At 61.3% G+C, this 14,644-nt stretch carries 12 protein-coding genes and 1 pseudogene; 4 read left to right on the top strand and 9 right to left on the bottom strand.

The features are described from left to right. From ATY77_RS02335 to ATY77_RS02325, 3 genes are all read right to left on the bottom strand, one after another. Nucleotides 1-831 carry a carbohydrate ABC transporter permease gene (locus ATY77_RS02335; RefSeq protein WP_088685902.1) on the bottom strand — a complete coding sequence of 277 codons (831 nt, stop codon included), beginning with the start codon at nucleotides 829-831 and terminating at the stop codon, nucleotides 1-3. Beyond that, complete coding sequence (locus ATY77_RS02330; RefSeq protein WP_088685901.1) at nucleotides 831-1,817, bottom strand: sugar ABC transporter permease; 987 nt, start codon at nucleotides 1,815-1,817, stop codon at nucleotides 831-833. The genes ATY77_RS02335 and ATY77_RS02330 overlap by 1 nt, the downstream gene beginning before the upstream one ends. 65 nt (nucleotides 1,818-1,882) lie before the next feature. Then, nucleotides 1,883-3,148: an ABC transporter substrate-binding protein gene (locus ATY77_RS02325; protein ID WP_088685900.1), complete on the bottom strand. Its 1,266-nt coding sequence runs from the start codon at nucleotides 3,146-3,148 to the stop codon at nucleotides 1,883-1,885. Nucleotides 3,149-3,257: 109 nt separating this feature from the next. Between ATY77_RS02325 and ATY77_RS32740 the strand changes: the two genes are divergently transcribed. Next, nucleotides 3,258-3,431: a hypothetical protein gene (locus tag ATY77_RS32740; protein ID WP_190237563.1), complete on the top strand. Its 174-nt coding sequence runs from the start codon at nucleotides 3,258-3,260 to the stop codon at nucleotides 3,429-3,431. Further along, nucleotides 3,418-4,431, top strand: coding sequence for a substrate-binding domain-containing protein (locus ATY77_RS02315; protein ID WP_088685898.1), 1,014 nt, complete (start codon nucleotides 3,418-3,420; stop codon nucleotides 4,429-4,431). The genes ATY77_RS32740 and ATY77_RS02315 overlap by 14 nt, the downstream gene beginning before the upstream one ends. A gap of 108 nt (nucleotides 4,432-4,539) precedes the next feature. On the opposite strand, the gene repC is transcribed toward ATY77_RS02315, so the two are convergent. From repC to ATY77_RS02285, 6 genes and pseudogenes are all read right to left on the bottom strand, one after another. Then, entirely contained in the window at nucleotides 4,540-5,841 is a 1,302-nt protein-coding gene (repC, locus tag ATY77_RS02310) for a plasmid replication protein RepC (protein WP_088685897.1), read from the bottom strand. A 153-nt stretch (nucleotides 5,842-5,994) separates the two neighbouring features. Beyond that, complete coding sequence (repB, locus tag ATY77_RS02305; RefSeq protein ID WP_088685896.1) at nucleotides 5,995-6,996, bottom strand: plasmid partitioning protein RepB; 1,002 nt, start codon at nucleotides 6,994-6,996, stop codon at nucleotides 5,995-5,997. 2 nt (nucleotides 6,997-6,998) lie between these two features. Further along, nucleotides 6,999-8,192: a plasmid partitioning protein RepA gene (repA, locus tag ATY77_RS02300; protein WP_088685895.1), complete on the bottom strand. Its 1,194-nt coding sequence runs from the start codon at nucleotides 8,190-8,192 to the stop codon at nucleotides 6,999-7,001. 275 nt (nucleotides 8,193-8,467) lie between these two features. After that, nucleotides 8,468-8,656: pseudogene (locus ATY77_RS02295) on the bottom strand (hypothetical protein); the annotation flags it as partial. 335 nt (nucleotides 8,657-8,991) lie between these two features. After that, nucleotides 8,992-9,207: an AbrB/MazE/SpoVT family DNA-binding domain-containing protein gene (locus tag ATY77_RS02290; RefSeq protein ID WP_088675802.1), complete on the bottom strand. Its 216-nt coding sequence runs from the start codon at nucleotides 9,205-9,207 to the stop codon at nucleotides 8,992-8,994. A 74-nt stretch (nucleotides 9,208-9,281) separates the two neighbouring features. Beyond that, nucleotides 9,282-10,034 carry an NAD(P)H-binding protein gene (locus ATY77_RS02285; protein WP_088685894.1) on the bottom strand — a complete coding sequence of 251 codons (753 nt, stop codon included), beginning with the start codon at nucleotides 10,032-10,034 and terminating at the stop codon, nucleotides 9,282-9,284. Nucleotides 10,035-10,373: 339 nt separating this feature from the next. On the opposite strand from ATY77_RS02285, the gene ATY77_RS02280 reads away from it, so the two are divergent. Further along, nucleotides 10,374-14,006 carry a PAS domain-containing protein gene (locus ATY77_RS02280; protein ID WP_088686241.1) on the top strand — a complete coding sequence of 1,211 codons (3,633 nt, stop codon included), beginning with the start codon at nucleotides 10,374-10,376 and terminating at the stop codon, nucleotides 14,004-14,006. Next, a complete protein-coding gene (locus ATY77_RS02275) occupies nucleotides 14,003-14,644 on the top strand; it encodes a response regulator (RefSeq protein ID WP_088685893.1) in 642 nt (213 codons plus the stop codon). Before ATY77_RS02280 ends, ATY77_RS02275 begins: the two co-directional genes overlap by 4 nt.

Raw genomic sequence — 14,644 nt, 5'->3', positions numbered from 1 at the left:
TCAACCTTTGACGCCGCCGGCGGTCAGCCCCGAAATGATCCGGCGCTGGAATATCAAAACGAGCACCACGACCGGCACGGTGACGATCACCGAAGCCGCCATGATGTTGCCCCATGGGATTTCGAATTCGCTGTTTCCCGAAAGCAGGGCGATGGCGACCGGGACGGTGCGCTGCGTATCCGACGATGTGAACGTCAGCGCAAAAAGGAACTCGTTCCACGCGGTGATGAAGGCGAGCAGTCCGGTCGTCACCAGCGCCGGCCACATCAGCGGCATGAACACCTGGGTGACGATGACCCACGGCGAGGCGCCATCGACGATCGCCGCCTCCTCGATCTCGATCGGCAATTCGCGCATGAAGGTCGTCAGCACCCAAACGGTGAAGGGCAGCGTGAAGATCATGTAGGAAAAGATCAGCGCGAAGGGCGTGTTGAAGATGCCGATCCAGCGAATGAGTTCGAAGAGGCCCGCAAGAACCGCGATCTGCGGAAACATCGACACCGAGAGAATGGTCAGCATCAACAGCGCCCGCCCGCGGAAATGCACCCGCGCCAAAGCGAAGGAAGCGGTGACCGACAGCAATAGCGACGCCGAAACCACGATGCAGGCGATCATTGCGGAATTTGCCAGACTGCGGACGAACCCGCCCTGGCCCATCACGGATGTGTAGTTGCCGAATGAGATCGAGGTCGGCCAGTAGTCGACTTTGAAAAGGGCCGTGCCGGTCTTCAGGCTCGTGAGGATCGCATAGTAGAACGGAAAGACCGCAATGACGACGATGATCGTGACGAGCAGGTAGAAGAGCGTGTTCTTGGTGATCGACAGCAGCATCAGCGTTCCTCCCCGCCGAGCCTGACGCGGCCGAGCCAGATATAAAGGATGGTGACGGAGGCAATGATCAGGAAGAGCACCGTCGAGGCGGTGGCGCCGTAGGCGAACTTGTCGAAGTCGAACAGGTTCTCGCGCGCCATGACCGACATGGTCTTCGTCTGCGCATTGTTCGGCGTCAGAACATAGATCAAATCGAAGATGCGCATCGCATCCAGCATCCGGAAGATCACGGCAACCATGATGGCCGGGCGGATCAGCGGCAGCGTCAGACGCCAGAAAACCTTGATCGGATTGACGCCGTCGATCTTGGCCGCCTCGTAGATATCGCCCGGAACCATCTGCAGTCCGGCAAGGATCAGAAGCGCCATGAAGGGCGTCGTCTTCCAGACGTCGACGATCAGCACGGCGACCATCGCCGTTTCCGGGTTGGCAGTCCAGGCGATCTTCTCGCTGATCAGGCCGAAGCCGAGCAGGATGTCGTTCAGGATGCCGAACTGGTCATTGAGCATCCAGGCCCACATCTTGGCCGACACGATCGTCGGGATCGCCCAGGGAATGAGGATTGCGGCTCGAACGATCCCGCGCCCGACGAAGCGTGCGTTCAGCACGAGCGCGACGATCAGCCCGAGCATGGTTTCGAGCACCACCGAAAGAAGGGTGAACTTGGCCGTGTTCCAGACGGCTTTCCACCAGACCGGATCGGCAAGCAGCCCGCGATAGACCGTCTTTCCGCTCTTCAGCGTCACCCACGACAAATAATTGTCAAAGCCGACGAAGCGAGCATTGCCGAGCTCGTTGAGCGACGCATTCGTAAAGCTGAAATAGATCGTTCTGAACAACGGCCAGCCGGCGACAATCGCCAGGATCAGCAGCGTCGGCGCCAGGAACATCCAGGCGGATCGAACCCGCTCGGATCGCAGCTCCGTAGCGGCTCTGAGCCTGGAAATCCTTGGTGCAACTGCTTGCGGAACTACGATTTCAGTCATGAAACGCTCTCCCCGTTCGCTCGTCCGAAATCGGGCCGGCGGCTTCACAGCCGCCGGCCGGAATCTCACCAGGCGTCGCCCTTGAGGGTAGTCAGATCGGCCTCGAGAAGCTCGAGGTTCTCGGCGGCCGAGCCGCTGCCGGAGAGCGTGTTGTGCACGGCCGTCCAGAACTTCGAAGACACTTCGTTATACTTGACCTTAGCGGTCGCCGAAGGACGCGGCACGGCATCCTGGAAGATGGGTTTCCAGTTCGGCATGAAGGGCTGCGCGGCGGCAACATCCTTGTCGTCATAGAGGTCGCTCAGCGTCGGCAAGTTGGATAGCTCGATGGCGCGCGCCTTTTGAACGTCCTTCGACGCCAGGAACTTTACCAGCGCAATGGCTGCTTCCTGCTTTTCGGAATATTTGGAAACCGCCAGATTCCAGCCGCCAAGCGTCGAGGACGGCTTGTCGCCGGCCGCCGCAACCGGCAGCGTCATGACGTCGAACTTGCCCTTCACGGCGCTGTCGTCGCCATTGCCGAGAGCATAGGCATAGGGCCAGTTGCGCATGAAGACGGCGTTGCCGGTCTGCCAGACGCCACGCGATTCTTCTTCCTGATAGGCGAGCACCCCGGGCGGCGAGATCGTGCCGATCCAGCCCTTGGCGCGCTCAAGCGCGGCTGCCGCCTTCTCGTTGTTGATCGAGATCGTCCCGTCCGGCTCGACGATCTGGCCGCCGCCCGACGACTTCACCCACTCCAGGGCGTTGCAGGTCAGCCCTTCATAGGAATTGCCCTGGAAGACGTAGCCCCAGAGGTCTTTCTGTCCGGCCTGACGTTCCTTCTCCTGAACCTCCTTGGCTGTCGCGGCCATCTCGTCCCAGGTCTTCGGCGGCTGCTTGCCATATTTTTCAAGCAGGTCCTTCCGATAAAACAACGCCGGAGCATCGGTAAACAGCGGCAGCGCCACGAGCCGGCCGTTGACCGTCTGCGAGGCGATGATGGACGGGAAGAACTGGCCGGCCACGTCCTTGGTGGCCTCCTTCAGATCGATCAACTGGTCGGCAAGCTGCGGCGCCCAGATGACGTCGGTCTGATAGACGTCGATGTCCTTGTTTCCGGCGGCAAGCCACAGGCGATATTGGGAGAACTGCTCGCTGCTCGACGACGGCATGGTGACGAGCTTGACCTGATTGCCGGTCTCCTTCTCGAAAATCGCCAGCTGCTTGTTGAGGAATTCAACGTTTTTTCCCGTGGTGTTGGCGGCAAACGAAATCTCAGCGGCACGGATCGGACCGGCGACTGCGATGGCGACGCCGAGCGCCGACAGGCCCAATGCAAACTTCTTCATGATCTCCTCCCAGAAATTGAAATCGATTTGGCTCGCAAACCATTACAGAAGGTTCCAACGTCGTCAAGCCACCAAATTCGCCCTTAGGAGTTGCATTAGCGAGTATCACATGACACTGGATACAGCTTATAAGTCCATCCCAGACCTTGTAGACACTGTTTTCGCGGCAGAACAGTTGAAATCGATTTCAATTATCAAGGGATTGGTCACTTGCCCGTTGCGCACCGCCAACACATCGTCCATTGATTGCCAGGACAAAGAAGACACCGATGAAACTTCGTGAATTCGCAAAGCAGCTTGGGCTTTCTCCGACGACGGTCAGCCGTGCACTGAGCGGCTACCCGGAGGTGAGCAAAGCCACGCGCGCCCGGGTTGCAAGCGAAGCGATAAGACTTGGCTATCGCCCCGATATCAATGCCGTGCGGCTAAAGACCGGACGAGCCGGAGCGATCGGCGTGATGATGGCGCGCTCGGGAGAAATCCATTTCGCTGAATTCATGTCGGGCATGGCGCAGCGCCTGGAAACGGCTGATACGGATATTCTCATCACGCCCATCACCGCGCACAATGATGACGACGAGATGCAGGCCTACAGACGCTTGGTCGAAAGCCGCCGCGTGGACGCGGTGATCATTCATTCGCCTCGTCCCAACGACCCGCGGATCGAGCTGCTCAGCAGTTTGCGTCTGCCTTTTTTGGTTCACGGCCGGTCGGAGACGGAGCACGTTCACGCCTGGCTCGATATCGACAATGAAAATGTGGTGCGCAGATCCACTGAACATCTGCTCGATCTCGGGCACCGCCGCATCGCCATGATCAACGGCCTCAGGGGCAAGACCTATTCGATCCATCGCGAACAGGGTTTTCGGCTCGCCCATCAGGAGCGTGGGCTCATCGCCGATTCCAATATGATGATCTGCGATAAATTCTCCGACGAGAGCGGTTTTCGTCATGCCCGCTCCTTCCTCGAGAGAGCGAATGCGCCGACCGCCATCGTCGCCGGTTCAACGATGACGGCGCTTGGGGTTTATCGCGCTGTCCGCTCGCTCGGGATGACAGTGGGACAGGATGTTTCCGTTATCGCCCATGACGACGTCTTCCCTTATCTGACCGCCGAAAACATGGTGCCGTCGCTCTCGACAACCCGATCCTCCATGCGAGCCGCCGGCACACGCTGCGCCGAGCTGGCGCTGCAGCTCATCGCCGGCCGCGCCGCCGAAGAGATCCATGAATTATGGCCGGTCGAGCTGATCCTGCGAGAAAGCACCGCGCCGCCGCGCTGACTGGGCGGCTCCTCTCGCCGCAACCTTTCGTCCAGCCCGCCAATCGGACTGAAAAAGGTGAGTTTACCGGATGAGGCAACGGCGCAACCGCGTTGCAGCTGAAATCCATCACCCGGCATGTCGTCTTACCCCGCCATTTGCGCGCACCAGCGCCATCAGCATCGGCCCGATCGCAAATTCACCTCTCTCGGTCCTGCGGGTGAGATCGCGGAGATAGCCGCCGGGCGAGTTGATATGGCCTCCTCGTTCCAGGATGCAGGCGATCACGGTTGCGGCGTTTTCCGGCCCCATGCCGGCGCAGGCTTCCTCATAGGCCGAGGGGCTGACGCCGAGCATCGAGCGCACGACGACGGCGGCCGACATCAGGTCGCGCCAATTGCCGATCGCGCCGCCCGGCCCATAATCGAGAATGGCAGGGCAGGCCTGCAGGACGAGGCCGAGCGGGAAGGATTTCAGGCCGTGGCCAGCGGCCGCAGCGGCATCCGGCATCTTGCCAGCAGGTCCTGCGGAAGGCCTCGGCGGTTTCAGCCTTCGCACATCCAGCGGTTCGGCCATCCCTTCATTGTTTGCTACCGCCGTTTCGCCCTGCTTCGTGTCGAAGCTTGGTTCAAGTTCATAAATGCAGTTGGGGTTTGAATTCTGTTTGTGACGCTCAATTTGAGACTCATTGGCGTCTATTTTTTCTCGTTTAATGTGTCTTTCCAGCAGGTTGACCGCTTCGGCACGCAGCAACCCCATTTCGTCGAGCAACGATATCAGCTCTTCGATGCTAGCCATGCGCGGGATCCTCGCGACAAGATCGCGAAACATCATCGTCATCTGCTCCCAGTCGCCGGGAACGGCTTCATCGATGGCCGTGGAGATCAGCTTGGAAATATCGCGCCGGCAGACCGTCAGGCGTTCTCTCGTCGCCCGCAGCAATTCCCGGTCGGCAATCGCCTGGGCCGCAAGGTTTTCAATCTCGACGGCGCGGGCCAGAAGCGGCGCGACGCTGAAGCCGAAGGCCTCGCCGATCGCCCCTGCCCTGTCGCGGCGGGCATAACGTTTTCCGTTCGGGCTGTCCTTGCGCAGGATCAGACCGGCCTCGACCAGGACGGCAAGATGGCGCCGCAGCGTCGCCGGCGTCATGCCGCGGGCACGCAGCGAAAGCTGTGCATTCGAGGGAAAGACGATCAGGCCTTTCTCCTCGGAGATTTCATCGTCGGGATAAAAGGTCAGCAGCGCGTCGAGCACCGTCAGCGCCCGATCGGTCACGCCGAGCGCCGGCCGCGCCTCGCAGATTGCCCTGAACAGTTTCCACTTGCTGCGTTTCATCCCCGGCTCGATCGTCTCGGCCAGTTGCTGGCTTGCCAGCATGCCAAGCGACATCGGCCGCCGCCCAAAGGGCGTCGTCACATATCCACTCTCCATTGCCTTCACCTTCGTTCAGGCAAAAGAAAACCATCCACCAATTTGGCGCCTAAGACGCTTGACTGTGATTCGTGGAAATGCGATTCTCGATGTGCTTAAGATCTGAGAAGGGCTTCCACGACGGCGTCGTTGGGGGCCTTTTTCTTTTGCGCGTTACGCTCCTCTGTTCTTTTTGAACTCCTGGAACAGGCCTTGCAGCCTTTCCTGGACGAATTGATCGAAACCGGGCGCGGTCTTGCTGTCGAAGACGAATGTCGCGCCGGACGCTGTTTTCTTGATCATTACAGGCACGCCGCTGACTTCGGATTTCGCCGCGGCCGGCTTCGGCGCCGCCTTCTTCTTCGTCGCCAGAGCAAACGCCTTATGAAACCGCTCATCGCTCGACATCCTGCGCGCGTCGTCCGCGGACAACTCGGCGATGATCTTGCCGATATCGGCGCTCTCGAGTTGCTCGCCGAACTCCAGCCACCGCCGACGGCCGATATCTGGTGCCGCGCCAATGGCGTTGATGAGCTCCAGGGGAACCTGGCGCATGACGATCAGCATCCTCGACAGCGCCGCCTTATCGACGCTGAGAGCGGCCATGATCGTATCGCGGCCGAAGCCGCGCTCCTCAAGGCGCGAGGCGAAGAGCGCGCGCTCGATATAGGAGAGGTTGGTCCGGGCGCTGTTTTCCTGTCCCTGGCTGACGACGAGCTGGCCATCGGTGAGATCGCGGACGACCGCGCGCACCCGGATGCCGATCTCTCTCGTGGCCGCCAGACGGCGATGGCCGTAGGCGACCTGATAGCGGCCCTTGGTTTCGGGGTGCGGACGCACGAGGATCGGAACCTGCTGCCCATGCTCGCGGACCTGCACGACGAGATCGGCCAGTTCCGCCGCGTCGATCGCCAGGCGGTCGCTGACGAAGGAAGCATCGATCAGGCCGGGATCGAGCTCGACGATCATCTGGCCCGCCGCAAGCTGCCGTTCCAGCTCGCTCGCCCGCTCCATCTTCTCGGTGATATTGCCGAGCGTCTTGGTAATACCGCCGACCGGCGCGCCGACACGCTCCTGCGGCACGAAGCCGGCAATCGGGCGATTGTCGCGGGGCGCGACCGCTTCTGCCCTTGCCGGGCTTGGAGCCGAGATTTCGATCAGGTTCTTGCGCGCCATGTCTATCTCCTCCCCCAGGTGGAGCGAACATGCGCTTCGATCTCACCATTCACGAGGTTCAGCGACTCCAGCGCCCGGTCATAGGTTCCGCGGGTGAATTGCGACCGCTCGACCTCATAGAGAGTCTGCTTGGTGACGCCGGCGTCGGAGACTGCCGTCGACTTCACCATGGCGTTGTGGAGCATGCGATTGCCGAAGATCGCCCGCATGAAGCCGGTCATCTGGCTTTGCGGCCCGTCATTCGGTTCGAACCGCGTCACGAGATAGCGCATCCAGTCATAGCTGGTGCGCCCGCCTGCCTTCTCGACGACAGACATCAATTCGCTGGTCATCGTCAGGAACTGCGACATCGACATGACGTCGAGCATCTGCGGATGGACGGTGATCAGAACCGAGGTCGCGGCGCAGAGCGCCGACATCGTCAGGAACCCGAGTTGCGGCGGGCAGTCGACGACGACGACGTCGTAGAGGCTTTCGATATCGGTCAAGGCCTCGCCGATCCGGGCAAAGAACATCGTTTCGGCCGTGCCCGAGGCCATGGCCTTCGGCGTCTCGTGCTCGAATTCCATCAGCTCGAGATTGCCGGGGATGAGATGCAGGTTCGGCGTATAGGTGGCGCGCACGATGTCGGCGATCGGGCGTGGATCCTCGTAGCGGATCGCGCCGTAGATCGTCTCGCCCTCACCGACGTCGAACTCCGGCTGATGGCCGAACAATGCGGACAGCGAAGCCTGCGGATCGAGGTCGACGGCGAGCACGCGGTAACCCCGGAGCGCCATGAACTGCGCGAAATGGGCCGCGGTCGTGGTCTTGCCCGAGCCACCCTTGAAATTCATGACGGAGACGATCTGGAGCTTTTCGCCTCCCCTGCGGGCCGGCACATATTTCGGCGTTCCGTTGCGCTCGTCGAGGACGCGGCGGATCCGGTCCATATCGGTTGCGCTGTAGAGGCGCCGTCCGTTTGCCAAAGGATCCGGACCATGACCGTCGGCAGCCACCTGCCTGAGATAACCTTCGCCGATGCCGATAAAGGCTGCGGCCTCGGCCGGAGAAAATGTCCTGATCGTCTTTTGCGACAGCGGGGGAAAGATTTTGGCCTGATGCTGCTGAAGTTGATAGGATAACTCCTTGGCATCCGTTGCCAGAAGCGACGGGAGGTGCTCTTGATCATCTTGAAGAGCAAGACTCGGCTGCATGATCTTTTTCCCAAGTAACTGCGCAATTTTGAACGAAAGCGCTTCAGTTGCGCAGTTACTATATGCCGCGATTCGTGACCGAATTACAAACGCTTAACCAAAGCAGGCCTCGAGGCATGCCAAACCAGCCCGCAAATCCAGCGGATTAGCCGACAAACAGGCAGGTGATTCGCACCTGTCGAGGCTATGGCAGACAAGGCCGACCTCCTCGTTATGCACATGAAATTCATTGATTTTCACAATGCCGCCAGCAGGGCCGGAAAGGCTCCATCCGGCTATTGACCATCATCCTTCAGGTAGTTCTGGCCGTTGATGACAAGCAGCCCATCGGAACCCTTGTCCGGCTCGAAAATGCTGAGGCTCTCGGTCTTTCCGGCGGCGTCGGTCAGATCAAGGCGATAGCCGGAAAGCCTATAGCGGCCGCTGGAACCGGGCCGCTCGCTCGATGCTGTCACGCCCGATCGGTGGGCGCAGCGAATGCGAGCAGGCAGGAGAAGAGGCCGAAAAGAAAGCCGAGGATTTGTCCAATTCCGCAGGCCCGATCGATACACCCTTTGCCCATACGCCCCTCTCCGGTTCCGGCTGCCGCCGACGGGATTTGGAGCGGTCGCAGCAATTTCAACTTCAGGCTTTTATGAAGCTTTTTTGAACGCATAGACAGAGGCGGCTCAGGAAGCTGCGCGGCAACTTCAAATGAAAACAGCTGCGTCAGCTGTCTGCATCCCGCATCAGCAGCGGCCCTTCCATTTCCGGTTAACGGTCAGGAGATCCATTATCGAATGTCACATCTCGCTGCGCGTCAAGCCATGATCGCATCGGTATCCAAACCTTTGCCGGCATGACCGTGCAGCTTTTCAAATCGGCTGGCCGGCTGTTTCCTGTCGGCGCATGTCAGAAGCACGCTGCCATCGGCAGCACAGTGAAAATCAACCTTGCTCCCCGGAACGATGCCGAGCATGTCCTGGATCGGTTTGGGAATAGTCACCTGTCCTTTTGCGGTAACGGTCGTGGCCATATCCGAGCGCCTTTGTTCCTTTCCTAAGGGAGCCTATCACCCGAGGAATAGAATTTCGAGCCTCATGCTCGCCGCTAAGCCGCCATCGATTGGTAGAGCCAGTCGGAAAGCTTCTCACTCGCCATGCGCGCGCCGAGACCCGGAAGCAGCACATCATCCGTCAGCTGGACGCCGAAATAGGAGGTGGACGGATCGGTGACCACCTGCCGGCCGTCCTCATTTGCGGCGAGATAGATCCGGGCGATGTCGTCGATGCCGAACTGTTCCGGGCCGCCGATCTCGACGATATCACCCAAGGGCCTGCCGGCTGCCAGGTCCGCCAGGAATCCCGCGACGTCGTGTGCCGCGACTGGCCGCATGAAGGCCGGCGGCAGGTGGAGGACGTTGCCTCTGGCACCGATGTCGATCAGTCCGTTTATGAATTCGTAGAACTGGGTGGAGCGGAGGATCGTGTAAGGTCTGCCCGCAGCTCGGATGAGGTTTTCCTGCACCATCTTGGCGCGGAAATAGTCGCTTACCACCAGGCGCGGCGTGCCGACGACCGAGAGCGCGAGATAATGCCCGACATCGGCTTCGGCCGCCGCGGCGAGCAGGTTCTTTGTCGAGGCCTTGAAGAAATCCAGGGCCGAACTGTCGCCGAACGATGCGGCGTTGGTTACGTCGACGACGGCTTCGGCCCCCGCCATGACCACTTCCAGGCCCTTGCCGGTTACCGTGTCGACGCCGAGCGACAATGACGCTGCCGTGACGTCGTGGCCCGACCGGCGCAGCTTTGCCGTAAGTTCAGTTCCGATAAGCCCGTTTGCTCCAACGACGGTGATTTTCATGTCGGCATCCTCTGCTTCAGCTCTTCCGCTTGCCTCGCGCGGATCGACAATGGCCGCAAAGCCGCACGCCTTCCATCATGCCCGAGGTCCGGCGCCCTGGACGCAGGGCGTAGCAGAGCCAGACCGAAGTCTAGGACCCCTTATCGGAAAAACAGGATTGCGCGCTCGCCCGAAAATTCCCGGCTACATTCCCGCGCAATGCATGGGTTTCCATGAGTTGCGGTTGTGATGCGGCGGGATTACGGTTCGAGCATGAGCTTGCCAGCGCCGAAATCGACACAGACTGCTGCAGGAAATGCTGACGATCCCCTGGCTTTCTCTGCCCGGCAGGAGCGGTTGCTGAGGAGCGTCTGGTCGCACCGTCCCCGCTTCCTGTATCTGGCGCTCTTCTTTCTCGGCTATGTCCTTGCCTGCGGCTTCGCGCAGTCGCTCGCAATCGTGCCGGGAACGGGTATTTCCATCTGGCCTCCCGGCGGCCTATTCGTCGCGACACTCATCCTCGCCCCCCGGCGCAGCTGGCCGTGGTGGATCCTGTCGGGCTGCCTGGCGGAGATGTTCGCCAATGCCCTGTGGTTCTTCAGTCCAGTCCTGGCAGCCCTTCTGATCTATGTCGGCAACGCCCTTGGAGCGGTGGTCGCGGCATGGCTGGTCAACCGGACGCTGAAGCACCCTGTTCGGATGGAAACTTTGCAGGAAGTTCTCACCTTCGTCATCCTGGCCGCCGGAATTGCGCCGATCGTCAGCGCGACCATCGGAAGCGCCACGCTGGCCTGGTTCGCGATCCAGTCGCAATCCTTTGCGACCGCCTGGCCTCTATGGTGGGTGGGAGATGCCACCGGCGTGCTGATCGTCGCGCCGCTGGCGCTCGTCCTCTTCCACAGCTGGCGCGGCAAGACGCGGTTCTCGGCCGCGCAATGGGTGGAAGCCTGCGTGCTTGGGCTGATCTTTCTCGGCGTCGCCGCTCTGTCGCTGAGCGGCTATCTTCCCTTCGCCTATATCATCATGCCGCCTCTCCTCTGGGCCGCGGTCCGCTTCGAATTCAAGGGCGCTGCCGTATCGCTCGCTCTGCTGGCCCTGATCACCGCGATCTTCACGATCACAGGCGCCGGCCAATTTGCCGGCGATCCGGAGTCCCAGCGGCATAGGCAGGTCATGCTGCAGCTGTTTCTGGCCATCTCGGCCTTTTCGGCGCTGATCGTCGCGGCCATTTCCAGGCAGCACCAGCTGGCCGTATTCACATTGCGCCAAAACGTCGAGACGCTACGCGACCGCGAACGGGAACTCTCGCAGCTCGTGGACATGGTGCCGAGCCATGTCTGGCGTCTGACGCCCGAAGGCGTGCCGACCTTCTTCAACAGGCGGATGGTCGATTTCCTCGGCATGGATGTGGCGGATATGGACAGGCCGGGCATCAGCCGGCTGGAGGCGCTTCAAGCCGCCGTCCATCCCGATGACGCGGCAGGCTTCGGCAACGCGCTTCGCCATTGCCTCGCCACCGGCGAAAACTTCGTCATGCGCTATCGGCTGCGCCGCGCCGACGGCAGCTACCGCTGGATGTCGAGCCGTGCCGAGCCGATGCGCGACGAAGCCGGAAACATCGTCCAGTGGTACGGACTTTGCCACGACATCGACGATCAAGTGCATGCCGAAGAGGCGTTGCGGCGAAGCGAGCAGCAGCTCCAGCAGATGATCGATGCCGTGCCTGTCCGCGTCTGGAGCGTGGAGCCGGCGGGCGGGTCGATCTATTTCAACAAGCGGTATCAGGATCATTTCCGCTCCGTCATCGCCGATTTCGACACCCGCGGCGAGCCGCGCATCGAAGACCTGCTGCAGCAGCTGATTCACCCCGAGGATGCGCCCGACGTCCAGAGGACCCTGCAGAACTGTTTCGAAAGCGGCGGCGGCACCGCGATGCGATTTCGCTGGCGCGAACAGGACGGCGTCTATCGCTGGGCCGAATGCCGGGTGGAGCCGCGGCGCGATGATGACGGCAAGGTCGTGCAATGGTACGGCGTTTCGCTCGATATCGACGAGGAAGTGCGCGCGCTGGAGACCCTGCGCGAGCGCGAGCGCGAGCTCTCGCAGCTCGTGGACATGGTCCCGGTCCAGATCAGGCGCCTGACGCCGAAGGGCGAGCCGGTCTTCTTCAACAAGCGGCTGATCGACTTTTTCGGTGTCGATGTCGAGGATATGGACAGGCCGGGCATGAGCCGTCTCTCGTCGGTCATCCATACCCTCGTCCATCCCGACGATGCGTCGAGGCTGCTGGAGACGGTCCAGCGCTCCCTCGTCACCGGCGATCCCTTCTCGATCAAATACCGCATGCGCCGTTTCGACGGGGCATATCGCTGGGTCGACGGCCGGGCCGAGCCGCTGCGCGACCAAAGCGGCGCGATCACGCAATGGTATGTCATATCGGTCGATATCGACGACGAGATGCGCGCGCAGGAAGCGCTGCGCGACCGGGAGCGGGAGCTTTCGCAACTGGTGGACATGGTTCCGAGCCTGCTCTGGCGGCTCGATCCGCAGGGCAATCCGACCTTCTTCAATCAGCGCCTGATCGATTTTCTGGGTGTCGGCATCGGCGATATGGAAAAACCGGGCGTAAGCCCGCTGGCCACGCTCATCGAAGCGGCCGTCCATCCGGACGATGCCGCCAGTCTCGCCGAAGCGCTCAACCATTCCTTCCTGACCGGCGAGCGTTTCTCGAAACAGTATCGGCTGCGCCGCGCCGACGGCGTCTACCGCTGGGTGAAGGGCAGCGCCGAACCGTTGCGGGATGACAATGGCCGGATCGCGCAATGGTACGGGCTCTCGCATGACATCGACGATCAGCTGCGCATCGAGGAGGCTCTGCGAGAGAGGGAACGTTCGCTCTGGCAGATCGTCGAGACGCTGCCGGTCATGATCGATTGCGCGGCTCCTGATGGAGAGCCGGTCTATCGCAATCCGCAGCTCCGCGACTTTCTCGGATACAAGCTCGAAGAGCTGGATGGAACCGGCAAATCACGGCTCGCCGGCACGCTCGATGCCGGCGTTCACCCCGACGACCTTGCCGACGTCAAGGAGAAATACGCCCTGTCGCTCGCCACCGGCGAACCCTATGCGCGCAAGCATCGCCTGAGGCGGTTCGATGGCGAATATCGCTGGGTCGAGACGCGCGCCGCGCCGATGCGCAATGCCGAGGGCGCGATCGTGCAATGGAACGTCATCTGCCTCGATATCGATGGCGAGGTCCAGGCGCAGGAAGAGCTGCGCCTGACGCAGGAGGGCCTTGCCCGGGCAAGCCAGGCGGCGAGCCTGGCCGAGCTTTCCGCCTCCATCGCCCACGAGGTAAACCAGCCCCTGGCGGCCGTCGTGGCGAATTCGCACGCCTGCCAGCGCTGGCTGATGGCCGAGCCGCCGAACATGGAGCGGGCGCAAAGAACGGTCGAACGCATCATCCGGGATGCCAATTCGGCCGCCGAAGTCGTCAGCCGCATTCGCGCCCTGTTCAAGCAATCCGCCGACACGAGAGCGCGAACGACGCTCGCCGGCATTATCGACGAAGTGCGCAGCCTCATGGCCGACGAGGCCTGGCGACGGCGCGTCCGCATCGAGGCCGATGTCGACGCCAATCTGCCGCTCGTTGCCATCGACCGCGTCCAGATTCAGCAGGTTCTGATCAATCTCATCCGCAACGGCATCGAAGCGCTGGACGCAGCGACGAGCGACAGGGTGGTCGAGATACGCTCGCATCATATCGGCAATGCCGTCCAGACCGAGGTCAGCGACCTCGGCCGCGGCATCGAGTCTCCCGAGAAGATGTTCGAACCCTTCTTCACCACGAAGCAGAACGGCATGGGCATGGGACTGGCGATCTGCCGCTCGATCATCGAATTGCACGGCGGAAGATTATGGGCGGACAAGAACGAACCGCGCGGAGCGACGTTGATCTTCACATTGCCCGTTGAAGCGAAGGCGGCGTCATGAAGGCCGACGACCATATTGTCTTCATCGTCGACGACGATGAACGTATTCGCGAGGCGCTCGGCGAGCTGCTGGCTTCGCACGGCATGCACGCCGTCGCCTTCGAGTCCGCCGGCGATTATGTCACGGCGGACAAGCCGGACCGGCCTGCCTGCCTCATTCTCGATATAGAGCTGCCCGATATAAACGGCCTCGACTTGCAGAGGCAAATCGCCGACGGCGATCATCCGCCGATCGTGTTCATCACCGGACATGGCGACATCCCCTCCTCGGTGCGCGCGATCAAGCGCGGCGCGGTGGATTTCCTCACCAAGCCGTTCAGCGACGAGGATCTCATGGCGGCGATCCACGCGGCTCTCGCCCAGGATCGGGAAAAGAGAGCCGAGCGCGCCGAACGCGACATGCTGAAACAGCATTATCTCGACCTGACGCCGCGCGAGCGAGAGGTGCTGCCGCTCGTCGTCAGCGGCCTTCTCAACAAGCAGGCGGCAGCCGAACTGGGGATCAGCGAAGTCACGCTGCAGATCCATAGAAGAAACGTGATGCAGAAGATGGCGGCGGCTTCACTCGCCGACCTCGTGCGCATCGCGGAGAAACTGGAAATACCGATAACCCACTCGCGCCGGGTGGGAGGGAATTGA

It is taken from the genome of Rhizobium sp. R634 (assembly GCF_002211305.1).
Classification (GTDB): domain Bacteria; phylum Pseudomonadota; class Alphaproteobacteria; order Rhizobiales; family Rhizobiaceae; genus Rhizobium.
The sequence above is the reverse complement of the archived record's forward strand: the minus strand, read 5'-3'. Positions and strand labels throughout refer to the sequence as shown.